Raw genomic sequence first — 23,776 nt, forward strand, 5'->3', positions numbered from 1 at the left:
CCGCACGCCGCACCCCACCCCGCGCGCCGCACCCGGCGCCGCCTGCGACAATAGGGACATGCCGTCCATCTCTCCGCTCCCGGGACGCACCGCCCGCGCCCGCCGGGAGCGCCCGTGAGCGTGACCGAGGCCGACCCGTCCGGACGCCGTCCCTCCTCCGGGACGCCCGCGCTCTCCGGCGGGGGAGCCGGCCTGGGGGCCTGGCGGCGTGAGCCCAGCACCCTCGTGAAGCAGGCCGCCGCACTCCCTGGCGGCGCCGCGGCGCCCTTCGTCATCATCGCGGAGTCGCACGTCCCGGGCGCCCCCACGGAGTGGGAACCGCACGCGCACCCCGCGCACGAGCTCGTGTGGGTGCGCTGCGGCGCCATGACCGCCCGAGTCGGCGACCGCGTCTTCACCGTCTCCGAGGGGTGCGGGCTGTGGGTGCCCACGGGGGAGGTGCACGCCGGCCGGCTGACGGCCAAGGCCGAACTCCACACCGCCTTCTTCGCCCCGGACCGCACGCCGGTGGCCTTCGGGGGCCCGACGGCCATCGCGATGACCCCGGTGCTGGAATCACTGCTCCTGCACCTGGCCCGCACCGACATCGAGGCCGGTGCGCGGGCGCGGGCGGAGGCGGTCGTGTTCGACGTGCTGGAGCCGGCGCGGCCCCAACTCGCCCTGCAACTGCCCGGCGACGCCCGGGCCGACGTGATCGCCGAGGCCCTGCTGCGCGATCCCACGGACGACCGCTCCCTGGAGGAGTGGGCGCGCGACCTGGGCGTCAGCCCCCGCACGATCAGCCGCGCCTTCCGCACCGCCACCGGCCTGTCGTTCGCGCAGTGGCGACAGTCACTGCGCATCCACCGGGCGCTCACACTGCTCAGCGAGGGGTGTGAGGTGCAGGACGCCTCCGAGCGCCTCGGGTACGCCCAGACCAGCACGTTCATCGACGCTTTCCGGCGCGTGATGGGCACCACTCCGGGCACGTACTTCGGCGCCTCCCGGACAGCCGCTGACCGGAATGCCGTATCCGGAGTCCGGAAGTCCTGATTGCAGCCGCGGAGCAGCCGTATCTATCCTGAGTGAGTGAAGGCTAACCTAATCTCCTGCTCGGGCGAGCTCGCGCGAGCTCGGACGAACCCGCTGCTCACGCGGCCCGCGCACACCGCTCCCGGTGCCGCCCGCGCCCTGCCGCGGCCCTCCTCCGCCGCGGCCGCCGGGGACCCGGCACGCGTGACGTGTGCGGCGCCGTGACGCGCGCACACGCCCTGAGCGGTGACCGGCTCGTCCTGAGCTACGGCAGGACCACCGTCGTCCACGGCGCCTCGCTGAGCCTGGAATCCGGACGCGTGACCGCCCTGGTGGGGCCCAACGGCAGCGGAAAGTCGACGCTCCTGCGCTCGCTCGCCCGACTGCACCGCGTCGACGACGGCCAGGTGACGCTCGGCAGCCGCGACGGGCAGCCGGAGCGGCCGGTGTCCCTGCTCAGCGCACGCCGGTTCGCGCGGGAGGTCACCCTCTTCTCCCAGTCCCGTCCCACCCCCGAAGGCCTCGCGGTCAGCGAGGTCGTCGCCTTCGGACGCCACCCCTACCGGCGCGGCTTCGCCGGACTCTCCGCGGAGGACCGCCACGCGATCGAGCACGCGATGCGCTCCACCGGAGTGCGGGACATGGCCGACCGGGCCGCGGGGGAGCTGTCCGGCGGGGAGATGCAGCGCGTCTGGCTCGCCGCCTGCCTGGCCCAGAACACCGGCGTCGTGCTGCTGGACGAGCCCACCAACCACCTGGACCTGCGCTACCAGGTCGAGACCCTCGACCTGATCCGCGACCTCGCCGAGGACCACGGTGTCGCCGTCGGCGTCGTGCTGCACGACCTCGACCACGCGGCCCGCATCGCCGACACACTGCTCCTGCTCAGCGCCGGACGCGTCCGCGCCGCAGGCGCCCCGGCCGACGTCCTCACCACCCCGAACCTCACCGAGGTCTACGGCATCCGGGTCGAGGTCGAACAGGACCCCCGGACCGGCCGGATCCGCATCGACCCCGTGGGCCGGCACACGGCCCGCGCCCGCACCACCGCCTCGGACCACCCGAGCACACGAGAACAGATCAGAGAGAACCACCCATGACCCGTCTCCTCCACCTCGCGACCGCGGCCTCCGCCGCCGTCGTCCTCGCCGCGACAGGATGCGGCACCACCAGCGTCGAAGAGCCCGAGGCCGTCGCCGCCCCCGCCTCGGAGAGCTGCGCCGACGACACCACGGCCACGTCCACCGACCCGGTCTCCCTGACCGACGGGGTCGGCCGCCAGGTGGAGCTCGACCAGCCCGCCGAACGCATCGCCGTCCTGGAATGGCAGCAGGTCGAGGACGCCCTCACCCTGTGCGTCACCCCCGTCGCGGTCTCCGACACCGAGGGCTACAGCACCTGGGTCAGCGCCGAGGAACTGCCCGAGGGCGTCACCGACATCGGCAGCCGCGAGGAGCCCGACCTCGACACCCTCTTCGCGCAGAACCCCGACCTGGTCGTCGTGGAGGCCTTCAGCGCCGACGACGAGATCATCGCGCAGCTGGAGGAGCGCGGCGTGCCCGTCCTCGTCACCCTGGGAGCCGACCCGGCCGACCCCATCGGGAACATGCGCAGCGTCTTCCGGATGATCGGCGAGGCCACCGGGCGCACCGAGCGGGCCGAGCAGGAGCTCCAGAGGTTCGACGACCACCTCGCGGAGGCCAAGGACCGGGTGGCCGCCGTCGACCTGCCCACGACGGACTTCCTCTACTTCGACGGCTGGCTCCAGGGCGGCAACCTCACCATCCGCCCCTACGGCGAGGGCGCCCTGTTCACCGCGCTCGGCGAAGAGCTCGACATGACCCCCGTCTGGACTGACGAGATCAACGAGGCCTACGGCGACGGCGGCGTCAACGCCTCCTACGGCCTCGCGCAGACCGACGTCGAGGGCCTCACCGCCGTCGGCGAGGCCAACCTCTTCTACGCCAACGACGAAGGAGTCGGCGGCTACGTCGAGGAGCTCGAGAAGAACCCGATCTGGACCTCCCTCCCCGCCGTCGAGGAGGAGCGCGCGCACTCCTTCCCCCCGCGGATCTGGGGCGCCGGCGGCCCGCGCTCGACGGAGCAGGCGATCGACGGCTTCGTCGACGCCCTCACCCAGGGATGAGCGCACCACTCCAGGCCCCGCCCCGGCGGTCCCCGCTGCCGCGCATCGGCATGCGCGGCGGCACCGCCGGGGCGGCGGTCGCCGCGACCCTCACCGCCGCGATCCTCGCCGTCGGCCTGTGGCACCTCTCCCAGGGAACCTCCGGCGTCGGCTGGTGGGACCTGGCCCGCTACGCACTCGGCGAGAGGGAGGACGTCGACGGCGTACACGTCGGCCACGTGCTCACCGGCTCGCGGCTCCCGCGCCTGTTCGCCGGCGTGGCCGTGGGTTTCGCCCTCGGCGTCGCCGGAGCACTGCTGCAGTCGGTCACACGCAACGCCCTCGCCTCACCCGACACCCTCGCCGTCACCGCGGGGTCCTACTTCGCCCTCACCCTCGTCGCCGCCTTCGGGCTCACCGTTCCCCTGTGGGGCTCCGGCCTGGTCGCCTTCACCGGCGGCCTGCTCGCCGCCGCCCTCGTGCTGGGACTCGCGGGCCGGGCCGCGGGCACGGCCACCACACGGCTCATCCTCGCCGGCTCCGCCATGGCCATGGCCCTGGACGCGGCCACCGCCATGATGCTCATCCTGTTCAAGGAGAACACCACCGGCCTCTTCGCCTGGGGCAGCGGCTCCCTGGCCCAGCTCAACATCGACGCCTCCCTGCGCGCCATGCCGCTCATCGTCGCCGTGCTGGCCGCCGCACTGCTGCTGAGCCGCCGGCTGGACGTGCTCGGCCTGGGCGACGACACCGCTGCGTCGCTCGGCGTGCCCCTCCGCTCGACCCGGACCGTCGCGGTGCTCTGCGCCGTGCTCCTCACCGGAGCGGCGGTGACACTGGCCGGACCGATCTCCTTCATCGGCCTCGGAGCCCCCGTGCTGGCACGCCTGATCGCAGGACGGATCCCCTCACTGCGTCGGCACCTCCTCCTCGTCACCGTCTCCGGGCTCCTCGGCGCACTCCTGATCCTGCTCGCCGACGCCTCCCTGCGCGCGATACTCGGCGCCGAGGGCGCCGCCTCCATCCCCACGGGCGTGCCCACGGCCGTGCTCGGCGGCCTCCTCATCGTGGTCCTCGCCCTGCGCCTGCGCGACGCCGGACCGGTCCGCCGACCGCCGGGCGCGGGTGCCGGACCGCGCACCCGGCGACGCTTCCTCGTCGTCCTCCTCGTCGCGGCGACCCTGCTCGTCGCGGCGGTGCTCGTCGGCCTCCTCGCCGGCAGCCTGTGGCTGCGCACGGGGGACCTCTCCCTGTGGCTCCGGGGGACCGCCCCGGACCTGATCGGCCGGGCCCTCGACGAACGGGTTCCCCGCGTGGCCGCCGCCGTGCTCGCGGGCGCGGCGCTCGCCCTGGCCGGGAGCATCGTCCAGGGCACCGTGCGCAACCCGCTCGCTGAGCCGGGACTGCTGGGCATCACCGCCGGCGCCGGCCTCGGGGCTGTGATCGTCGTGACCTCGAACCCGACCAGCGGCCTCCCGTCGCTCGTCACCATGTCGGTCCTCACGGGCCTGGCCACGTTCGCCGTGATCGCCGCGCTGGCCTGGAGGGGCGCGCTGCGCCCGGACCGGTTCGTCCTGATCGGCATCGGGTGCGGATACAGCCTGACCTCCGTCACGACGTTCCTGCTCCTGAGGGCCGACCCCTGGCAGACCCCGCGCATCTTCACGTGGCTCTCCGGCACGACCTACGGGCGCACCCTTCCGGACGTCGTGCCGGTCGCCGTGGTCCTCCTCGTCGCTGCGCCGCTGATGCTCGGCCTGGCCCGCCACCTCGACCTCCTCGCCGTCGACGAGGACACCCCCCGCATCCTCGGCATGCGGGTGGAGCGGACGCGGCTGGCGCTGCTCACCGTCGCCGCGGTCCTCGCCGCCGTCAGCGTGGTCGCGGTCGGGGTCGTCGGCTTCGTCGGACTGGTGGCGCCCCATCTCGCCCGTGCGCTGGTGGGCGCCCGGCACGGGCGCAGCATTCCGGTCGCGATGCTGGTGGGCGGACTGCTGGTCTGTGTCGCGGACACCCTCGGCCGCACACTCATCGCACCGTCCCAGATGCCGGCCGGACTCATGATCGCCCTGGTCGGTGCCCCCTACCTCGTCTGGCTGCTGCGCCGCTCCCGCACATGACCCCCCGTGTCCGTACGCGCGAGCCCGAGGACCGTCCGGCCCCGAACCCCGGGGCACACGCCGGAGCACGGTCACGGGCGCACGACCGCCCGGTCCCGCGCGCGTACGCGAGCGGAGGCCCCGCCCGTCGCCCCGCCACCGTCCGCCCGATCCCCACCAGGAGAATCACATGCCACCCCGTCGCCCCGACGCCCGCGACCACGGCGTCGTCGTCCCGTTCGATCCGACGACCCCGCCCGCGCAGCTGGAGCGGATCGCGCCCGCCCGGGTCCTCGAACGCTGGGGAGCGGTCGACCGCTCGGCATACGCACCCGAGATCGTGGCCGTCCCCGACGACGCGGGGGAGGGCTGGGCCGGCGCCGCGCTGGTGACGGCGCGCCCGCGGACGGCCTACACGAAGATCGTCGACGCCGTCGGCGACGTGCCCGCCGCCGTGGAGGCGGTCGTCGCGCACGCCCGCGGCCGAGGGCACGTGCAGGTCAAGTGGGAGGGGTGGACGGTGAGTGCCGCGCAGGCCGCGGCCCTCGGCTTCGAACCCCTGCGGGCCCCGGCCGGGTCGGAGGAGGACGCGAGCCGCCCGCGCACGGGCCACGTGCGCTGGCTGGGCGGGGGCGGAGCGGCCGAGCCGCCGTACTACCGGCAGTCGACGAACTTCACCTGCGGTGCCGTCGTCGCCCTGATCGCGCAGGTGTACGCGGGGGCGGTGCCCGGGGAATCCCTCGACCGTCCGGCGGAGCTGACGCTGTGGCGCGACGCGACGAACTTCCCCGCCTGCGAGCCCGTCGGGCTGGGCGTCGCCGTGCGCCGCGCGTGGCCGTCGTCGCCCGTCACGGTGTTCCTCGACACGGACCGGCCCGTCCTCCTCGATTCCTACTCCGAGGAGGAGGGGGAGTGGCGCGCCGTCCTCCAGCGCGCGTCGCGGGCGGACGCGGCGGAGTCCGGAGTCCCGCTCGACCCGCACCGTCTCTCCCTGGCCGCCGTCCGAGGCGCGATCGCCCGGGGCGACCGCATCCTGCTGCTGGTCTCCCTGGACGCGATGCAGGGGTTCGACGTGCCGCACTGGGTGCTCTGCCACGGTGCCGTACCGGGCGCCGTCGTGATCGAGGACCCGTGGACCAACGACACCACGGGGGACACCTGGGTCGACGCCCACCTGCTGCCCGTGTCCGACTCCGCGCTCGACGAGATGTCGGCGATGGGACAGGACGGCTACCGCGGCGCGGTGGGCATCGGGACGCCGCAGGGCGGCAGGCCCCCTCGCCACAGGTGAGTCCACCCCGCGCCCCCTGGCCGGTGCGCCCCGGCCGGCCGGTCAGGCGGCGAGTACCCCGCGCAGGAAGTCCCGCACGGCCAGGGCGTAGCCGGACGGGTCGTCGCGGTGCACCCAGTGCCCGCAGCCCGGCAGCACCCGCAGCCGGGTCCCGGCCCGGCGCGCGGCCATCTCCGCGGCCTGCCACGCGGACAGCAGCGGGCTGAGCCCGCCGCGGATCAGCAGGGCGGGGTGGGAGGATCCCAGCCAGTCGGTCCAGAAGTTCCCGACGTTGCCGTGCTGGGCGGCCATCACGTCCCGGTGGTCGAACCTCATGCGCCACGACCCGTCCCGCTCGTGGGCGCTGTCCATGAAGTACCCGAGCGCGGGCACGCCCTCGCCGACGAGGAACCCGGCCAGTGCGTCCCGGCTCGGGAAGGTCCGCGGCCAGCCGGTGACGTCGAGCACCGGCGGGTCGAGTTCCGAGGCGTCGGTGACGGCCCCGGCGTCCTCGACGACCAGGGCGCGCACGAGCCCGGGGTGGCGGGCCGCCAGCTGGTAGGCGGTCACCCCGCCGAGGGAGTGGCCGAGCACGAGCGCCGGGCCGAGGCCGAGGTGCCCCAGGAAGGCCGCCGCGTCCTCGACGAAGGCGTCGCGGCCGAAGTCGCCGCCGTGCTCGGAGAGCCCGTGGCCGCGCTGGTCGAGGGCGATGATCCGGAACTCCGGCGCCAGGTGCGGCGCCAGCCCGGCGAAGGAGGAGGCGCGGCCGAACGCGCCGTGCAGGGCGACCAGCGGGACGCCGTCGCCGCCGAGGTCGAGGTGGCTGAAGGCGCGGCCGCGCAGTGTGACGGGGGTCTGGGCGATCATGGGGGCGGTCGGCTCCTCGGGTCGGGTGAGCGCGGCGTCGTGGGTGGCCGGCGGCCCCGCGCGGGCACGTCAGGGGCCGTCGGCCCGAACCGTCGCGGCGTAGCGCGCGGCCAGGGCGTGGAAGGCCAGCTTCGGCTCCCAGTGCCCGTCGTCGGGGGACAGCCCCGACTCCGGGGCCGGCGGGCGCACGATCCCGAAGCTCGCCATGTCCAGGTCGCGCTCGGGGTCGGGGGAGTAGTGGCAGTCCCCCTCGATGAACATGCACACGAACGCGCCCATCACGTCCTCGGTCTCGTACACGTCCAGCATCTCGCCGATGACCTCCGCCTGGACGCGTTCGTCCCGGACGTGGCCGCCCGTGACACGCCGGTCGTCCAGGTCGTCCCAGTCCATGATGTCGCCCCCGGATCCCCCCTGGTACCGCGCCGCCTCGTACGAGCAGCAGCCGAACTCGGTGACCAGGACCGGTTTGCCCGTCGCCCGCAGCCGTCGCAGCCCCTGCCGGTAGGTGTCGCGGGTCAGGACGTCCATGTAGTAGTCGACACCGATGACGTCGAACGGGGTCCAGTCCACGCTCTCCCAGGTCCCGGAACCGTAGGTGAGGGGGCCGCCGAACCGCGTCCGCGCGGTGGAGGCCAGCTCGCCCAGCAGACGGTCGAGGCGGCGGTTGAACAGGGGCAGCAGCGGGAACAGCGGGCCCAGCGCCGCGGTGCGCGCGCCGAAGTCCCGTCCGGGGACGATCCCCCGCGCGAAGATGCTCAGCTCGCATCCCACGTTGACGCCGACCCGGTCCGGGTGCTCCTCGCGCAGCCGCTCGGAGAACTCCGCCGTCCGCGCCAGGCGTGCGACGATCTCCTCCCGGGCGCCGTCGACGAGCCGCGGCTGGACCCACACGTACAGCCCGCGGGCCAGGGCGAGGCGGGCCGCCTCCTCCAACCGCCCCAGGTCCTCCCCGAACACCGTCACCGCCGTGCAGTGCAGGTCCTCGCGGATCACCCGCATCTCCTCGTCCACCACGTCGGGCCGCCAGCGGGGACGCGAGTGCTGCCCGGGCACGTAGCTGGAGCCTACGTCGTACAGGACCCCCTTCTGGCCGAGGCCGCGGCGCGGCCCGGGAGCGATCGGGGGCGTCCCCCGGACCAGGTCGGGGCGGCGGGCGCGGAGCAGGTACACGGCCCAGAAGGCCGCCAGGGCGGGCCCGAACACCAGGAGCGCCTCCCACAGGGCGGGCGCCTGGAGCAGGCGCAGGTCGAGGGACGCGGTCACGACTCCGCCGGCGACCAGGGCCGTGCGCGTGGCCAGTGACGTCCACAGATCACCGGTGGTCATGCGCAGGACCCCGGCGAACACCCCCAGGAAGAACAGGGACCCGGTGTTCGCGAGCGAGCCGGTGACCAGGGCCGCGGAGACGGCGAACAGCGCCGCCTGGGCCAGGAGGGCGGTCCAGGGGGCGAACCGCTGACCCAGGACCCCCTGCACGTAGCCGCGGAAGACCAACTCCTCGGGCAGGAGTTGCGCGACCAGGATCAGGGGCACCACGACCGCCAGGGCCGTGGCGGCGTCGGCGGTGGCACCGGACCGGACGGAGGCCGCGCCCACCGCGACCGCGCCGCCCAGGACCAGTGCGGTGGTGAGGAGAACCGCGAGGACGGCGAGCAGGGGCGCCGCCCAGCCCCGGGGGGAGCGGCCCAGGCCGAACGAGGTGAGGGGGAGGCCGTCCAGGAAGCGGGCCGCCGCCCACACCAGCGGTACCACCGTGACCACGGCGAGGGCGGCCCTCACCGCCAGGGCGGCGGGATCGGCGCCGGAGGCGTCCGAACCCGGGAGCAGGGCGGTGGCCGCGGTGGCGGCGACCCCGGCGGCGGTGGCCGCCGCCGCGACGAGGAGGGCCCGCACGAGCGGGCCCGTGCGGGGCCGGGGCGCTGTGCCCGTCGGAGCCGGCGCCCGCCGAGGCGGGGATGCCTTTTCCGGTCGGGGTTCCTGCCCCGACGCGGGTCCGTGATCGGTCATGCTGACCCCTTCGCGATAAACTCCGTACGCCGTTCGGCTTGTCGAACAGTGTACGGAGTTTTAGGGAGGAGACAACGGTGGCCGACGACCACGACCCCAGGACCACCCTCGAACTGCTGTGGGACGGACCGGGGCGGCCCCGGCGCGGTCCCCGGCACCAGCTCACCGTCGCCGCCCTCGTCGCCGCCGCCGTGGAGGTCGCGGAGCAGGAGGGCGTCGACGCCCTGTCCATGCGCAGGGTCGCCGCCCGGCTCGGCGTGGGGGCGGCCACCCTGTACACCTACGTCCCCGACAAGTCGGCCCTGGCCGCCCTCATGGTGGACACGATGATCGGCGAGGCGCCGCTGCCGCACACCCGCCCCGGGACCTGGCGGGACCGGGTCGAGGCGTGGGCGCGCGAGGAACTGCGCGGGTACCGCGCGCACCCCTGGCTCGTCCGCCTGGTGAACTCCGGCCAACCGGTCGGCCCCCACGCCTTCGCCTGGACCGACTCCGCGCTCCGCGTCTTCGACGGCACCGGGCTGACCGGCGACGAGGCGCTCACCGTCGTCGAGGCCGTCGACGGCTACGTCCGGGGCCACGTCGCCAAGGTGGTCGACGCCGACCGCGCCGCGCGGTGGACCACGCCCGACGGGCGCACCTGGGACTCGGCGCAGGACGCCTTCCTCGCCACCCGCGCCGAACCCGGCCGCTATCCCGCGGTCGAACGCCTCACCGGCGCCCCCACACCGGAGGAGGTGTTCGAGGAGGGCCTGGCGTGGCTCCTGGACGGCGTCGGCCAGCGGATCAGGGAGCGCGCCGACGGGTAGCCGCGCCTTGCTCCGCCAGGACGCCGGGGGATGGGGGGCCGGACGCGCCCGTTCCCTCCGTCCGGGACCGGACAAGGCCTCCCTTCTCCCTTCCGCGGCCATCGCCGGCCCGGCCGACACCTCCCCGGGGTGGTGTCGGCCGGGCCGGTCGTGACGGTCTCCGTGTCCGGTGTCAGGGCCGCAAAGCGATGGTGACCCGTTCGGTGACGCCGTTCACGGTGACGGCGAGGTCGACGGTCGCCTCTGCCAGCGCGCTGAACCGGCCTGTCGCCGGGTCGAACGCGGCGGCGTGACCGGCCTCGGCATCCTCGGCCGGACCGATGTGGACGTCGTCGGAGCCGGACCAGTCCGCGCTCACCGGGTAGGCGACCGGTACCGCGGTGCCGTCGTTGTCCACCGTCGCGGTGACCTCGGCCTGTTCACCGACACCGACCGAGCCCGGCGCGTCCAGTTCCAGCCCGTCCACGTGGGGGCGCAGCTCGGTGGCCACCCAGTCGGTCGCGGGATCGCCGTCGCTGTCGACGCCCCACAGCGACCAGCCGGTGAAGCCGCCGTCCGCGGGGCCCGCCGAGGGGTTCTTGCCGACGTTGCCGTTGATGACGTAGGGCACGCCGTCCACCCGGTTCGCGTGGAACAGGCCGGCGTGCGCGCCGATGAACGCCGCACCCCTGCCGGTCTCGGACTGGAACTCGGCCAGCCAGCTCTCGACGGTGGCCGCCTCCTTGCGGTCCGACAGCTCGCTCGCCCTGGTGGGCAGCGGATCGCGCAAGGGCACGTGCTGGGCCACCACGACCGACGTCACAGCGGGGTCGTCGGCCGCGCGGTCGAGCTCTTCGCGCAGCAGCGGTAGCTGCGACCAGTCGCCGGCCCGGTAGGAGAGCCGTGCCGTGTCCAGGAGGACGAACCTGGTGCCGTGGTGGTCGACCACGTGCCGGGTCTCCCCGAACGCCTCCCGGAAGTTGTCCAGCACGCCGTCGGACACCTCGTGGTTGCCCGGCACGTAGTAGTAGGGCAACTCGCCCTCCAGTTCCTCGTCGAGGATGCGTCGGGCGAGCGCGAAGTCCTCCGGAGCGGCCTCGTCGACGAAGTCGCCGTTGACGATGAGGAACTCGGCGTCGCTGGCGCGGATCTCGCGGAGCGCGCGCCGTGTGCGGGCGACGATCTCGCTGTCCGGGTCACGGGCGACGAACTGTGCGTCGGACACGACGGCGAACCGCCAGTCCCGGTCGGCCACGGTCCCGCCGGGCGCCACCACCCGGTCGACGACCGCTTCGCCGGGTGGCAGGTCCACCGGTGGCGGCACCATCGCGGTCAGCTCGTCGACGATCACCTCGCCGTGGTAGCCGGCGTCCGGCTCGGTCTCGGCGAAGTAGAGGCGGCGCAGCGACAGCGGGTACCGCGTGCCCGGCGGTACGTCGAAGACCAGCTGCTGCCAACCCGGTTCGTCGAGGTGGCCCGCACGCAGCGCGGGCAGCAACTGACCGGAGCCGTCCCATACCTGGAGGCTGGCCCACTCCCCGTCGCCCTCGGCGTGCACCCAGGCACGTAGTTCCTGCGGCTGGCCGGGGATCTCCAGTTCTCCGCCGGGCGGCAGGACGCCGCCGGTACGGGTCCCGGTCGAGGCGGTGAAATCGTAGGTCAGCCCCACCGCTGCACCGTTCCGTCCCTCGGTCACCGCGACGTCTCCGTCCGCGCGCTCGCCGAAGTAGGACCAGTCGGCCGCGTCCTCGAAATCGGCGACGACGGTCTCCTCCAGGCCGACGGTGACCGCGAAGGTCGTCTCGACGTCGGCGACCCGGATGGTGGCGACCGCGGCCCCGCTGTCGGTGGCGGCGTGGATCTCGAACCGCCCGTCCTCGGTCACCGACACCCGCGCGACGGTGTCGTCGACGGTCAGCTCGACGTCGGCCGGCTCGACGGGCGCGGCGAACCCGTGGGTGTCGTAACCGGTCACCTCGATCACCGCGGACGCTGCGGAGTCGGCGAGCCCCACCCGTGCGGACGTGGTCCCCAGTCGGGCCAGCTCACCCAGCACGGTCAACTCGATGTCTCCTGTGGCGCTCCGCCGGCCGGCGGTGACGGTGGTGGTGCCGGCCGAACGGGCGGTGAACACGCCGCCGCGGTCCACCGTGCCGATCCGGTTGTCGCCGGATCGCCAGTGCGGTTCCGCCTGGACCGGTGCGTAGGTCTCGTCGTGGCCGGCCGCGGTGAGCGTCCGCGTCAGGCCGGGGAACACCCGGTCGGGCCGGGCCGGTGCGACATAGGCGGAGCCGTCGCCGCGTTCGGGTTCGATCCGCGTCCCGACCCAGAAGCCGTCGAGCCGACCGCTGCCCTCGGGGGCGAACAGGGCGAGTCCGTTGGGGACGGGGCGCTCCTCCCCGTCCGAGGGCCGGTTCTCGACCCTCACCCGCTCGGCGCCGGGCTCCCGTGCCACCATGGTGGTCGAGCCGCCACCGTCGAGGTTGAGTGCGGTGTGCGCACCGGCCTCGACCATCATCTCGCCCAGCTCGTCCAGGCCGACGCCCTCGGCGAAGGACGGCTGCCGGCCGTCGACGCTGAGCAGGTACATCTGCGATCCGTCCTCGGAGAATCCGATGGCCGTGCGCGGGGCGCCCGGAGTGTTGGCGCTCTCGCCGCCCCGCTGGACCTCACCGTCGACGACGAGCAGCTGACGGCCGTTCAGCGCGGCGTGAAGTTCCCTGTCCCCGCCGGCCCGTGCGTCGTAGTCGATGCCGACCGGATCGCCCACGGCCAGGTCGGACAGGGCCGCGGCCCCGCCCTCGCGACCGACCAGGACGAAGGCGTCGTCGGCGATCCCACCCTCGCGCGGCTCCTCCACGATCTCGCTGACGACACCGTCGGTGACGACGACCTCCAGCGTCTCCGTCGCGTCCTCGACCGCCCGGCACCGGCAGTACGTCCCCCACAGCGGGGTGAACGCGGCGATCCCTCCGGTCTCAAGTACTGGTTTGTTGATCGCGTCCAACGACGGGCTCTCTCCGGTCGGCAGCTCGACGGTGCCGTCGAAGAACACCTCGCCGATCGAGCCGAGCCCGTCGGGCGTGAAGATCGCAGCCGACCCACGGTAGTCGTCGGTGACCGGGGACTGGATCACCTCACCGCTCCGCACGGCCACGCCCTGCGGCGCGCCGGAGGCGTTGATGTCGAAGAAGTCGCCGTTCACCGCGGCGACCGCACCGGCCCGGTCCGCCTGGGCGCTCAACGGCTCCCGACCCGTCACCTGTCCGGGGAACAGGTAGTCGACGCTGACCCCGCCGGTGAGGTCGGCGGTCAACAGGTCGCCCTGCAACCAGGTGGGCGCCCCGGTGTAGCCGTCCGGCCCGTAGGCCTCGAACGAGTTCAGCGTGACACCGGGGGCGACCGGGCGTTCGGCGTCGAACGTCTCCAGGCGCGGCTCAGGGGCGTCGACCGGTGCGATCGAGCCGTCCGGTGGGATCTCGACGGTCTCGCTGAACCCGGTGTGATCGCGCAGGTCCTCACGCACCGTGCTCGCACCGGCGGACGGAGCGAGGGAGAGGGTGAGCACCAGGACGGAACCCGCGGCCACTGCGGTACGCGTGCGTGAGCGAATCGACCACCGGCGATGCATGGGAAGCCTCCGAGGGGGTTCGGGGGACGGCGGAGAGCCCTCTGTGGTGACTTCCTACCATCGAGCCGATCGATTGTGTAGGAAGTGAACGGGCCTCGAATCCTGTTCGACCCCCTGGCCGGGGCCGTCCATACGGAGGCTTGACCAGCGAACACGCCCGCTGGCCGACAGCGTCAGGAGGGGGCTGGGCGAGCCCGCCCGTACCAAGATTTCACCTGGGGACCGCCCGTCCGCCCTGCGGAGCCCGACGGCACGCGTCGGACCGTCTCGGTCAGACGGAGACCGGAGTCAGACGGAAGACGGGGATGAGCCGGTCCGTGCGCCGTTCGTACAGAGCGAAGTTCGGCCAGACGAGGCACATGAGCGACCAGGCCCGATCGCGTTCGTGGAAGGTGAGTTCCTCCGCGTCGACCTCGACGCTCCGCCCCGACTTCTGGACGAGGGCGGTCGGGGCCTCTCTGAGGTTGTGCACCCAGTCAGGTGCCCTGGGCGCACCGAAGGACGAACCGGCGACGAGCAGGTGCGCGCCGTCGCGGACGCACAGCAGGGGCGTCCTGCGCGGCTCACCGCTGACCCGCCCGCTGACCGTGAGCATGATGTTCGGCAGACCGGCGATGTCGAGTATCCCGACATGGCCGCCGCTGACCCGGTGCAGGCCCCGATCGAGCCGGGTGATCCAGGGCAGCAGTCCCGGCATGGACGAGATGGCGCCGATCCGCACGGCGAGCGGGGTCAACAGTCCCATGGCCGCATCGTACGGGCGGCGTGGCCGCGTCCACCACAGCCCACTCCGCCACGGCGGCCCGGCCCCGGAAAACACCAGGTCCGCCGCCGTCGCGGTGAGCTGCTTCGCGACGAGTGCCCGGGTGTGCTCGACCGTGGGCGTCCCGTTGCCCGGGGGCCAGGTCGCGGAGCTCAGCTGCGTACGACCCGCCCGGCTGCCCGTCCCGGCGGGTGTCCCGTGCAGGGGCAGCCGTACACGCCGGAGCCTCAGACGTGGAAGGGCACCGTGGTGACGACGACCTTGGCGAGCGGGCGGAACGCCCGTCGGAGCCGGGCGGCCGTGTGGCCGTGCAGGAACCTGTGCCTCCAGTGCCGGACCACGATCTCCGGGAGGATGATGGTCAGGGTCAGGTCCGGGCGTTGGCGGTGCAGGGCCTCGATGTAGTTGACCAGGGGCGCGATGATCACGCGGTAGGGGGAGACCACCACCTCCAGGGGCAGGTGCCCGCCCCACTGGGTCCAGTAGCCGCGGAACCGCTGTGCCTCCGCGTCGGTCGGGCTGACGTGCAGCGCGAGGACCGGCTGTTGCAGCGAGGCGGCGTAGGCCAGGGCCCGCATGCTGGCCAGGTGCATGGTCTCGACGGGCACGACCGTCAGGTGGTGGATCTCCTCCGGTGTCTCCTCCTTCTCCTCTCCCCGCGGCTGTGGGAACACGGGCCGGACCGCGTGCGCCCCCTTCCGGGGCTGCCCCCGCTCCGCCCCGGACACGGTCGGTCGCACGCTCGCGGGTGTGGCGTCGCGCGGCAGTTCGATGGCGTGCGGGTGCAGTCGCAGGGCGGTGTCCACGGCCTTGTAGTGCCGGCGGATCCGTGTGGCCACCAGGACGAGCAGCCCGACGGTGAGCATGGCCACCCAGGCCCCGGCGGTGAACTTGGTGACGGCCGCCGTCACGAGGACGACCGCGGACAGCACCGCCCCGGCCGCGTTGACGGTCAGACTCCGACGCCACCTGTCCGTGCGCCGCCGCCACCAGTGCACGACCATCCCGGTCTGGGAGAGCGTGAACGCGAGGAAGACGCCGACCGCGTACACGGGGATGAGGGAGGTCGTGTCACCGTTGAACACGACGTAGATGATCACCGCGGCGGTGGACAGCAGGATGATCCCGTTGCTGTAGGCGAGACGGTCGCCCATGCGCAGGAAGGTCTTGGGGGCGTACCGGTCCCGTGCCAGCAGGGACAGCACCCGGGGGAAGTCGTTGAAGGCGGTGTTCGCGGCGAGCAGGAGGACAGCGGCGGTCGAGGCCTGGACGAAGACGTACATCCACCCCGAGCCGAAGGTGCCCCGGGCGAGCTGGGAGAGCACGGTCTGATGGGGCGTCGGGGTGACGCCGTTGAAGTGGATCAGGACGACGAGGCCGGAGAAGAGGACGACCAGGATGCCGATCATCCAGGTCAGGGTTGTACGTGCGTTGCGCCATTCAACCGGTTGGAACACCGGAACCGCGTTGGAGATCGCCTCGACGCCGGTCATGGCCGTGGAGCCTGAGGCGAACGCGCGCATGACGAGCAGGACTCCGACGCTCTCCACCACCGGCGGCTGCGGCGCCGGGGTCGGGCTGAACCCCTGGCCGGCGGCGTCGACCACGCCTGCGCCGATGAGCGCGAACATGGCGACGACGAAGGCGTAGGTGGGAAGGGCGAACAGCGCCCCCGCCTGGCGTATGCCCCGGAGGTTGCCCGCCAGGAGCAGGGCGATCACCCCGACGCCCAAGGGGACGCTCGCGGGAGCCAGGGCCGGAACGACCGAGGTGACGGCGGCAGTGCCGGCGGAGACCGAGACCGCCACCGTCAGGATGTAGTCGGTCATGAGGCCGGCCGCCGCGACCAGGCCGGGGCGCCGTCCGAGGTTGTCCCCGGCCACGGTGTAGGCGCCGCCGCCGTGCGGGTAGGCGCGGATGGTCTGGCGGTAGGCCAGCCCCACCGTCAGCATCATGAGCGCGATCGTCGCCGCGATCGGCAGGGAGTAGGACAGGCCGACCGTTCCGGCGAGGATCAGGACGGCCAGCATGGCCTCGGGCCCGTAGGCCACCGACGACAGCGCGTCGGCCGAGAGCACCGGCAGCGCGAGGAGTTTGCGCATCCGCTCCCTGACCAGGGCCGTACTCCTCAGCGGTGCGCCGAGGAGCAACCTGCGGGCGCGGTAGCCCAGCCGCCCCGGCCCGGTGGGCGGCAACTCGGCCCGCCGGAGGGTCTCGGCCCCCGTCCCACCCATGCCGGCGACCCGGACGTGGCGGAAGAGCCCCGTGGGCCGTACCTGCGAGGCCGGGGGGAACGTGCCCTGATCGGGGTCGACCGGCAGTGCACGCCGCCATGCCTCGGGGGTGTCCGCCACTTCCTGCCAGGCGCGCCCGATCTGACGCAGGACGCCGAGCTGCTGATCGTCGAGTCCCGGAAGGGCGGCGGCGGGACTGGGCGGCGCTCCGCTCCGTTCCTCCCGGGTGCCGCCCGCACCCGTCCGGCCATCCTCCATGCGGCCCAGTATCACGCGCGTGTCGGCCGGGCGGCGGGAGCCGCGCGGGGTCGCGCCGACCGGGTTCGTCCTCAGGCCGTTCCCGGGACTCCGGCGGCCCGCCGCGCCCCCGCACGCGTCACGCCCCCTGGTCGCACGACCCGGACCGGGGCCGGAGCGCGGCCCACGACCCGCCGCCCGGTCCCGGACGAGCCGGACGGCCTCAGACGCTCTCCACGCACAGGGTGGACCCGTCGACCCTGACGACGGCGTCGTTCCCCGCCACGTCCTCGCACGGGACGCGGAAACCCGAGACCGAGGTGGGGTCGGACTCCAGCAGGGCCTCGCCGGGTCGGACGTCGAGCACCGAGTATCTGCTGTTCGCGGCAGCACAGGGCACTTCCACGTACGAGGAGGCCGCCGATTCCCCGACATCGGCCAGGCAGTCACCGACCTCGATGTCGGATGTGCCGTCGTTGACCAACTGACCCGCCCAGGCGGCGAACCCCGGATGGTTGGCGTACAGCAGGAGGGTGACGACCGCTGCAGCGAGGGCGAACCACCAGCCGCTGTTGCCGTCTCCCTCCTTCTCCGGCGGCTTTCCGCCCGTCGAAGCATGGTTCGTCCTCGGCGGTCTCCCGGCTCCCGGTGTGCTCGCGCCGGCCTCCCACCGCCCGGCGCCCGCAGGTGGTCTCCAGGCGTCTCCGACGCTCCGGAGGAACTGGAAGCTGCCCGGCCACTCGCCCCGACGGGAGCTTCGGATCCCGTGGCGGGTCGCGGCGGGGTAGGACGCTCGGCCCGGACGGATCGTGAAGGTGACACGACCGCCGTCCTTCAGGGTGATCAGGCCCGCGTGGACAGCGGCCAGGCCTACCGAGGAGTCGTCACTGTAGACCCCGTCGCCCCAGACCGAGCCCTCGCCGGCGTCCCCGCCGGGAGGGAGGACGTAGGTGAAGGACTCATGGTTGCGCCCGCGGTACGCCACGGCGGTGGTGTCCCAACCCGCACTGGTCTCGCGCGCCTGCGGTTTCTCCCTGCCCGGGGGCGCTTCGCGCCCGTAGTCCCTCCGGGCGGCGGGGATCCGCTCCCCTTCTTCCGTTTCTTTCCTTTCTTTCGCTTCTTCGCCTTTTTGGGCGGTATGGGAGCCTTTCCGCCCTCCGGGTCGACGAGGGTCAGGAGCATGGTCTTGTGTGCGTCGATGACCTCGGTGACCGTGTCCGGTGGCCAGGCCGCCGCATCGTCGGGCGGTCCGTCCCCGGCGGCGTCGCCGCATTCCTCCAGCACCCGCGCCGGTGAGGGCCGCTCATCCGGGTCCTTGGCCAGGCAGCGTGCGACTGTCCCGGCCAGTGGGTGGGGGAGCCCGGTCAGGTCGGGGTCCTGGTGCACGATCCGGTACGTGACGGCGTGGGCCGCACCGTCACCGAACGGATGGCGTCCGGTGGCGGCGTAGGCGAGCAGGCACCCCAGGGAGAACACGTCCCCGGAGGGGCCGACGTCCTCTCCCCGGGCCTGTTCCGGGGACATGAACGCCGCGGTGCCCATGATGGTGCCGGTGAGCGTGTGCGAGGTGACGTCGAGGGCCCGGGCGATGCCGAAGTCGATGAGCCTGGGCCCGTGTTCTCCCAGGATGACGTTCCCGGGTTTGACGTCCCGGTGGACCACGCCCTTGGAATGGACCAGATGGAGGGCTTCCGCCAGTCCTGCACCCATACACGTCACCGAGGCGAGGGGCATCGGACCGTGGTCGATCACGGCCTGGTGGAGCGTGGGACCGGGGATGTAGGCGGTCGCGAGCCAGGGCGGGTCCCCGTCGGTGTCGGAGTCCACGACCTCGGCCCCGTAGAAACCGCCCACCCGGCGTGCGGTCCTGACCTCCGTGGCGAAGCGCCGCCGGAACTCCGGGGCAGCCGCGATCTCGGGGCGGACGGTCTTCACGGCCACCACGTGCCCACCGCGTGAACGGCCGAGGTAGACCACGCCCATGCCGCCGATGGCCAGCCGCCTGTGCAGCGTGAAACCACCGATCCGGGTCGGGTCCTGGTTCTGCAGGGGGGACGCCATGACACCGCCTTCCGGAGGGGCTCTCCTCGGACCGGTCGGATCATGTCAGAGGTGCGTGCGTTCGGCTACGCTCCGTCCGCTATCGGCCATCGCTCCGGGGCCGAGGGCAGGAGCGATGCCCGCCTGACCGGCGCCGGCCCGGGTGTCCACCGTTCCACAGGCCGGACCGGTGGCCCGTGCCCGCAGACGTCGGCAGACGCGGAGCCGGGAGGCCGTTCCCGGGACTCCGGCGGCCTGCCGCGCTCCCGCACGGGACGGAACGCGCGCACCGAGCCCCCACGTGAATGCGCGAGGCGACCACTTCGGTCGGGGTAATCCATGATTCCCATATTCCCTTATGTCAGAAAAAAGGGAATATCGGACTGATGTTCCCGGAGGTGTGGAGCTCGGAGGGGCTGGTTGCGGTGCGGTTTTTTCAGCGTCTCCGGAAGGCATTCTCCCCGGTCAGGATCACCCGCGGCTATTTTGCTCGTTGTCGGGGAGAATCGGATTTCTCCATCGCATTGACAAAAACGGCGATTGCGGAAGAAGATCGACCGACAAGGGATTCGCACGGGACCGCCTCCCGTCCGGGCGGGCTTTCCTCCGGATTCTCCGCACGTGCTCGACCGCGGTCCTTTTTCATGTCAGCCGTGAACGGGGGAGTGCCGTGGTGGACGCCGGTGACGATGACGGCGAGAGGGCCGAACGCGTGAGCGAGCCGGTGCTGGTCGCGGCCGGGGTGGCCGACCTGGTGTTCAGCCGGGTCGGAGGGGCCCTGCGCGGAGCCAGGTCTCTGCTGGCGCGGTCGGACCTGGCCGAGCTCGCCCGGGACGGCCGGGAGGAGCTGCGGCAGCGGGGGCAGCTCGCTCTGCAGCGCTACGTGGCGGTGCCCGAGTGCCACATGGAAGTGCTGGCCCGGCGGGTCGCCCACCGCACAGGGCAGAGCGATGGCTGAGACCCAGGAGCAGATCCTGCTCAGAGCGCGGGTGGACGCGGCGCTCCAGGTGTTCGCGCGGCAGGAGGCGAACAGGCTCATCGCCATCGACGTCGACCTGCTTCCGGTGGCCGAGCAGCTGCTCGCGGCGGTGAACGGCGGCAAGCGCCTGCGCGCGGCGTTCTGCTACTGGGGCTGGCGCGCCGCCGGACAGCCGGACAGCGACGCCCTGGTCAGGGCCGCCGCCGCGATGGAGCTGCTGCACGCCGCGGCCGTCATCCACGACGACCTCATCGACGAGAGCGCGATGAGACACGGCCTGCCGAGTGCTCACGTCGCCCTGAGCGCGGCGCTCACCGGCAGGGCGCGCCCCCGTGCCGGGGGACGCTCCCTGGCCATGCTGACCGGGGACCTGCTGATGTCCTGGGCCGCGCAGCTGTTCGTCTCCTGCGGCCTGCCCTCGGCCTACCTGTCCCGTGCCCGCGATCTGTGGGCGGTCATGGCCAGGGAACTGATCGCCGGGGAGTGCCTGGAGGTCCTGCGTACCGGGTCCGCGCCCGACACGGCCAGGTCGCTCCAGGTGGTCCGGTACAAGACGGCCAAGTACACGGTCGAACACCCCCTGCGCATCGGCGGTGCCCTGGCCGGCGCACCGGCTCCGCTGATGGAGGCCTTCACCGCCTACGGGCTCCCCCTGGGCGAGGCGTTCCAGCTGCGCGACGACCTGCTGGGGCTCTTCGGCGACCCGGAGGTCACGGGCAAGTCGAACCTGGACGACATCCGCGGCAACCGGCCGACCGCCCTGTTCTCCGAGACCTGGTCGGCCGCCACCGCGGCCGAGCGCCGGGAACTGCGCGGTCTGGTCGGCAGACACGGACTCGACGGCGAGGGCCTGTCCCGGGTGCGGTCGATCACGCTGCGCACCGGGGCCCCAGGCCGGGTCGAGGAGATGATCGCCCAGCGCGTCGAGGCGGCGACCGACGCACTCGTCCGCGCCGATCTGCCGGACGAGGCCACCGCAGCACTGTCCCTGATGGTCGCCGCGGCAGCGGCCCGTCAGTCCTGACCTGTCGAAAGGCCCCGATGCCCTACACACCCGAGTCCATGGACGCCCTGCGTCTCATGGGGGACGAACTCGCGGACGCGACCGTCGAAGAACTGTTCCGCCGCGGGGAGGTCGGCAAGTTCAACACCCTCATGCGCTACTTCAGCACGGTCGGCCAGGAGCTGCCCGACGGGATGCCCGACGCGGCCCGCGAGTACCTGCACGCCACCGCGGCGCCGCCGGCCTGGGTCGACTGGGGAGAGATGGAGAAGGCCCGGCTGTTCTTCATCGACAACAACGTGCACATATCCACCGCCCTGGCCTTCTCCGCGATGCCCGCCTGCTACGTCGTCCCGCACGTGGCCAAGCTGCTCAGCGCCACCCACGCCCTGGAGTACCCCTCGCGGCGCATGGCCGAGACCGGGCAGTTCACCGTCCACCTGATGCAGCCCGACGCCTTCGAGGCGGGGAGCAGGTTCGTCCCCGCGGCCCAGAAGGTGCGCCTCCTGCACGCCTCGATCCGCTACCACATGCGCCGTGAGGGCCGCTGGGACGTGGACGCGCTCGGAACGCCGATCTGTCAGGAGGACATGATCGGCGGTCAGATGATCTTCTCCATCCAGGTCCTGGACGCACTGCACCGCCTGGGCATCCACATGTCGGTCGACGGGGCGGAGTCCTACCTCTACGCCTGGCGCATCGTCGGCGCGATGCTCGGGGTCAGCCCCGAACACGCCCCGACCGACATGGAGGAGGCCCGGCGGTTCTCCGACCTCTACATGACCCGGCACATGGGCCCCTCGGAGGAGGGTGCGCGGCTGACCCGCCAGCTCATCGACCTCTACGAGGAGGTCGTCCCCGGCACCCTCCTCGACCCGGTGGTCGCCGCCCTCGTCCGCTACCTCATCGGGGACACCTGCGGCGACTGGCTCCAGGTGCCGCGCACCGGATGGGACACCGCGGTCAAGGCCTCGCCCGCCCTGCTCGGGATCCTGGAGCACATCGAGGACCGATCACCGCTGGGGGAGTGGGCCCTGGACCGCCTCGGCCACATCACCACCCACCTGGAGCTCAGCTCCCTCACCCGCGGCCGGATCATGCAGTACGCCATTCCCGAACGCCTCAAGAGCGAGTACGGCGTCGCCTCCGCCGCCCCCCGGCTCCACCGCTGGACCCCGCCGCCCCCGACGCAGGCCTGAGGGCCGGCCCCTCCGGTGCGCCTCCCGCGGGACGGGTGCCCCGCCGTACCCGACCGGCCCCGCGCCGCGGTTCCCCGGCCACACCGGCACGGAGCGCCCGCCGGGTTCCCGGCAGGGATCCGTTCGGGCACGGGGGGATTGACGCGATCGTCACGCACGGTATAAGCCTGGTGTACAGCTCGCCACCGGAGGTGCGGATGGGAACCGGACGTGTCCGAGAGCGCCGGGCGGGACCCGGGGTGCGCGGCCGGAGACCGGCGACACCCGGCGGGGAGGTCCCGTGATCGTCCTCGGACTGTCCTCCGGAACGTCGGCCGACGGGATCGACGTCGCCGCAGCACGCCTGGAGCTGGACGCCGACCTGGTGCGCCTGACACCGCTGGGCCACCGCACCGTGCCCTACCCGGCGGGTCTGCGCCAGGAGATCCGCGGTGCCCTCCCGCCCGCGGCGACCACGGCGGAGACCGTGTGCCGGCTCGACACCCGCATCGGACAGGCGTTCGGCGAGGCCGCGCGGCTCGGCGCCGGCGAACTCGCCGACGGCCGCGCCGACCTGGTCGCCTCGCACGGGCAGACCCTCTTCCACTGGGTCGAGGGGACCGCGGTGCGCGGGACCCTCCAACTCGGTCAACCCGCGTGGATCGCCGAGGCCACCGGCCTGCCCGTGGTGTCGGACCTGCGCACGGCCGACGTGGCCGCCGGAGGCCGAGGGGCGCCGCTGGCCGCGCTGCTGGACGTCCTCCTCCTCGGAGGGCGCGCCGAACCCGCGGCGGCCCTGAACCTCGGCGGCATCGCCAACGCCACGGTCGTCCGGGACGGCGCCCCGCCCGAGGCCTTCGACACCGGGCCGGGCAACGCCCTGCTCGACGCCGCCGTGCGCCGGGTGACCGGCGGGCGCGCCGACCTCGACGCCGACGGGGCGCTCGCCCGGTCGGGGAGCCCCGACCCCGCCCTGCTGGAAATCCTGCTCGCCGAGCCCTACTACCGGCTGGCCCCGCCCAAGACCACCGGGCTGGAGCTGTTCGGCCCCGACCACCTCGACGCGGCGCTGCGGCGCGCGGGCACGCCGGGCGACGGCGACCTGCTGGCCACCCTGGCCGAGGTCACCGCCGTCACCGTCGCCGACGCGCTGCGCCCCTACGGCGTGGCCGAGGTGTTCGCCTCCGGTGGCGGCACGCACAACCCGGAGCTGATGCGACGGATCGCCGCCCGGCTCCACCCGGCGCGGCTCCGCCCGTTCGACACCCTCGGACTGGACAACGACGCCAAGGAGGCCTACCTGTTCGCGCTGATCGGTTTCCTCACCTGGCACGGGCTCGCCGGGTCGCTCCCGGCCTGCACGGGTGCGCGCAGGGCGCCGCTCGCGGGGCGCCTCACCCCGGGGGCCGGTCCGCTCCGGCTGCCCGAACCGGCGGCCACCGCCCCCGGGCGCCTGCGCGTCGACGCGCAGGTCCCCTGAGCCGCCCGGACGCCCCAACGCCTCCACCCCCACCCCCCCCCCCCCCCCGCGCCCGGTCCCC

Annotated in this window: 17 protein-coding genes; 10 read left to right on the forward strand and 7 right to left on the reverse strand. The window is 73.4% G+C overall.

Annotation, left to right across the window (positions count from 1 at the left end; translation table 11 throughout):
• The first annotated feature begins 114 nt into the window (after positions 1 to 114).
• From Q8791_RS29440 to Q8791_RS29460, 5 genes are all read left to right on the forward strand, one after another.
• Positions 115 to 1,032, forward strand: a complete 918-nt coding sequence (locus Q8791_RS29440; RefSeq protein WP_330095112.1) for a helix-turn-helix domain-containing protein — start codon at positions 115 to 117, stop codon at positions 1,030 to 1,032.
• 200 nt (positions 1,033 to 1,232) lie between these two features.
• On the forward strand, positions 1,233 to 2,111 hold the full coding sequence (locus Q8791_RS29445; RefSeq protein WP_330095113.1) for an ABC transporter ATP-binding protein: 879 nt from the start codon (positions 1,233 to 1,235) through the stop codon (positions 2,109 to 2,111).
• Positions 2,108 to 3,157 (forward strand): iron-siderophore ABC transporter substrate-binding protein, encoded by a 1,050-nt coding sequence (locus Q8791_RS29450; protein WP_330095114.1) that lies wholly within the window; start codon positions 2,108 to 2,110, stop codon positions 3,155 to 3,157. The genes Q8791_RS29445 and Q8791_RS29450 overlap by 4 nt, the downstream gene beginning before the upstream one ends.
• Positions 3,154 to 5,256: an iron ABC transporter permease gene (locus Q8791_RS29455; protein ID WP_330095115.1), complete on the forward strand. Its 2,103-nt coding sequence runs from the start codon at positions 3,154 to 3,156 to the stop codon at positions 5,254 to 5,256. Before Q8791_RS29450 ends, Q8791_RS29455 begins: the two co-directional genes overlap by 4 nt.
• A gap of 169 nt (positions 5,257 to 5,425) precedes the next feature.
• Complete coding sequence (locus Q8791_RS29460; protein ID WP_330095116.1) at positions 5,426 to 6,526, forward strand: peptidase C39 family protein; 1,101 nt, start codon at positions 5,426 to 5,428, stop codon at positions 6,524 to 6,526.
• Between the two features lie 42 nt (positions 6,527 to 6,568).
• Here the strand turns inward: Q8791_RS29460 and Q8791_RS29465 are convergent, their stop codons facing one another.
• Both Q8791_RS29465 and Q8791_RS29470 read right to left on the reverse strand, forming a co-directional pair.
• Entirely contained in the window at positions 6,569 to 7,372 is an 804-nt protein-coding gene (locus Q8791_RS29465; protein WP_330095117.1) for an alpha/beta fold hydrolase, read from the reverse strand.
• A gap of 69 nt (positions 7,373 to 7,441) precedes the next feature.
• The gene (locus Q8791_RS29470; protein ID WP_330095118.1) at positions 7,442 to 9,268 is read right to left on the reverse strand and encodes a CPBP family glutamic-type intramembrane protease; all 1,827 of its coding nucleotides are present in this window, start codon (positions 9,266 to 9,268) and stop codon (positions 7,442 to 7,444) included.
• 191 nt (positions 9,269 to 9,459) lie between these two features.
• Between Q8791_RS29470 and Q8791_RS29475 the strand changes: the two genes are divergently transcribed.
• Positions 9,460 to 10,191, forward strand: a complete 732-nt coding sequence (locus Q8791_RS29475) for a TetR/AcrR family transcriptional regulator (RefSeq protein ID WP_330095119.1) — start codon at positions 9,460 to 9,462, stop codon at positions 10,189 to 10,191.
• Positions 10,192 to 10,363: 172 nt separating this feature from the next.
• On the opposite strand, the gene Q8791_RS29480 is transcribed toward Q8791_RS29475, so the two are convergent.
• The 5 genes from Q8791_RS29480 to Q8791_RS29500 all read right to left on the reverse strand — a co-directional run bounded on the left by Q8791_RS29480 (position 10,364) and on the right by Q8791_RS29500 (position 19,096).
• On the reverse strand, positions 10,364 to 13,801 hold the full coding sequence (locus Q8791_RS29480; RefSeq protein ID WP_330095120.1) for a phosphodiester glycosidase family protein: 3,438 nt from the start codon (positions 13,799 to 13,801) through the stop codon (positions 10,364 to 10,366).
• A gap of 271 nt (positions 13,802 to 14,072) precedes the next feature.
• Positions 14,073 to 14,546, reverse strand: a complete 474-nt coding sequence (locus tag Q8791_RS29485; protein ID WP_330095121.1) for a nitroreductase/quinone reductase family protein — start codon at positions 14,544 to 14,546, stop codon at positions 14,073 to 14,075.
• Positions 14,547 to 14,791: 245 nt separating this feature from the next.
• Entirely contained in the window at positions 14,792 to 17,056 is a 2,265-nt protein-coding gene (locus tag Q8791_RS29490) for an APC family permease (RefSeq protein WP_330095122.1), read from the reverse strand.
• A gap of 202 nt (positions 17,057 to 17,258) precedes the next feature.
• On the reverse strand, positions 17,259 to 18,020 hold the full coding sequence (locus Q8791_RS29495; protein ID WP_330095123.1) for an LCCL domain-containing protein: 762 nt from the start codon (positions 18,018 to 18,020) through the stop codon (positions 17,259 to 17,261).
• The gene (locus tag Q8791_RS29500) at positions 17,906 to 19,096 is read right to left on the reverse strand and encodes a serine/threonine-protein kinase (RefSeq protein ID WP_330095124.1); all 1,191 of its coding nucleotides are present in this window, start codon (positions 19,094 to 19,096) and stop codon (positions 17,906 to 17,908) included. The genes Q8791_RS29495 and Q8791_RS29500 overlap by 115 nt, the downstream gene beginning before the upstream one ends.
• A 649-nt stretch (positions 19,097 to 19,745) precedes the next feature.
• On the opposite strand from Q8791_RS29500, the gene Q8791_RS29505 reads away from it, so the two are divergent.
• The 4 genes from Q8791_RS29505 to Q8791_RS29520 all read left to right on the forward strand — a co-directional run bounded on the left by Q8791_RS29505 (position 19,746) and on the right by Q8791_RS29520 (position 23,715).
• Positions 19,746 to 20,033: a hypothetical protein gene (locus Q8791_RS29505; protein ID WP_330095125.1), complete on the forward strand. Its 288-nt coding sequence runs from the start codon at positions 19,746 to 19,748 to the stop codon at positions 20,031 to 20,033.
• Entirely contained in the window at positions 20,026 to 21,078 is a 1,053-nt protein-coding gene (locus Q8791_RS29510; protein WP_330095126.1) for a polyprenyl synthetase family protein, read from the forward strand. Before Q8791_RS29505 ends, Q8791_RS29510 begins: the two co-directional genes overlap by 8 nt.
• A gap of 17 nt (positions 21,079 to 21,095) precedes the next feature.
• Entirely contained in the window at positions 21,096 to 22,256 is a 1,161-nt protein-coding gene (locus tag Q8791_RS29515) for an oxygenase MpaB family protein (protein ID WP_330095127.1), read from the forward strand.
• Between the two features lie 280 nt (positions 22,257 to 22,536).
• Positions 22,537 to 23,715: an anhydro-N-acetylmuramic acid kinase gene (locus Q8791_RS29520; RefSeq protein ID WP_330095128.1), complete on the forward strand. Its 1,179-nt coding sequence runs from the start codon at positions 22,537 to 22,539 to the stop codon at positions 23,713 to 23,715.
• Positions 23,716 to 23,776: the final 61 nt, after the last annotated feature.

This window comes from Nocardiopsis codii, assembly GCF_036327455.1.
GTDB lineage: Bacteria > Actinomycetota > Actinomycetes > Streptosporangiales > Streptosporangiaceae > Nocardiopsis > Nocardiopsis codii.

Excerpts from the sequence above, each read along its gene's own strand:
- Q8791_RS29450 (WP_330095114.1), top strand. The coding sequence starts at position 2,108 with ATGACCCGTCTCCTCCACCTCGCGACCGCGGCCTCCGCCGCCGTCGTC.
- Q8791_RS29455 (WP_330095115.1), top strand. The coding sequence starts at position 3,154 with ATGAGCGCACCACTCCAGGCCCCGCCCCGGCGGTCCCCGCTGCCGCGC.
- Q8791_RS29460 (WP_330095116.1), top strand. The coding sequence starts at position 5,426 with ATGCCACCCCGTCGCCCCGACGCCCGCGACCACGGCGTCGTCGTCCCG.
- Q8791_RS29465 (WP_330095117.1), bottom strand. The coding sequence starts at position 7,372 with ATGATCGCCCAGACCCCCGTCACACTGCGCGGCCGCGCCTTCAGCCAC.
- Q8791_RS29480 (WP_330095120.1), bottom strand. The coding sequence starts at position 13,801 with ATGCATCGCCGGTGGTCGATTCGCTCACGCACGCGTACCGCAGTGGCC.
- Q8791_RS29485 (WP_330095121.1), bottom strand. The coding sequence starts at position 14,546 with ATGGGACTGTTGACCCCGCTCGCCGTGCGGATCGGCGCCATCTCGTCC.
- Q8791_RS29490 (WP_330095122.1), bottom strand. The coding sequence starts at position 17,056 with ATGGAGGATGGCCGGACGGGTGCGGGCGGCACCCGGGAGGAACGGAGC.
- Q8791_RS29500 (WP_330095124.1), bottom strand. The coding sequence starts at position 19,096 with ATGGCGTCCCCCCTGCAGAACCAGGACCCGACCCGGATCGGTGGTTTC.
- Q8791_RS29510 (WP_330095126.1), top strand. The coding sequence starts at position 20,026 with ATGGCTGAGACCCAGGAGCAGATCCTGCTCAGAGCGCGGGTGGACGCG.
- Q8791_RS29515 (WP_330095127.1), top strand. The coding sequence starts at position 21,096 with ATGCCCTACACACCCGAGTCCATGGACGCCCTGCGTCTCATGGGGGAC.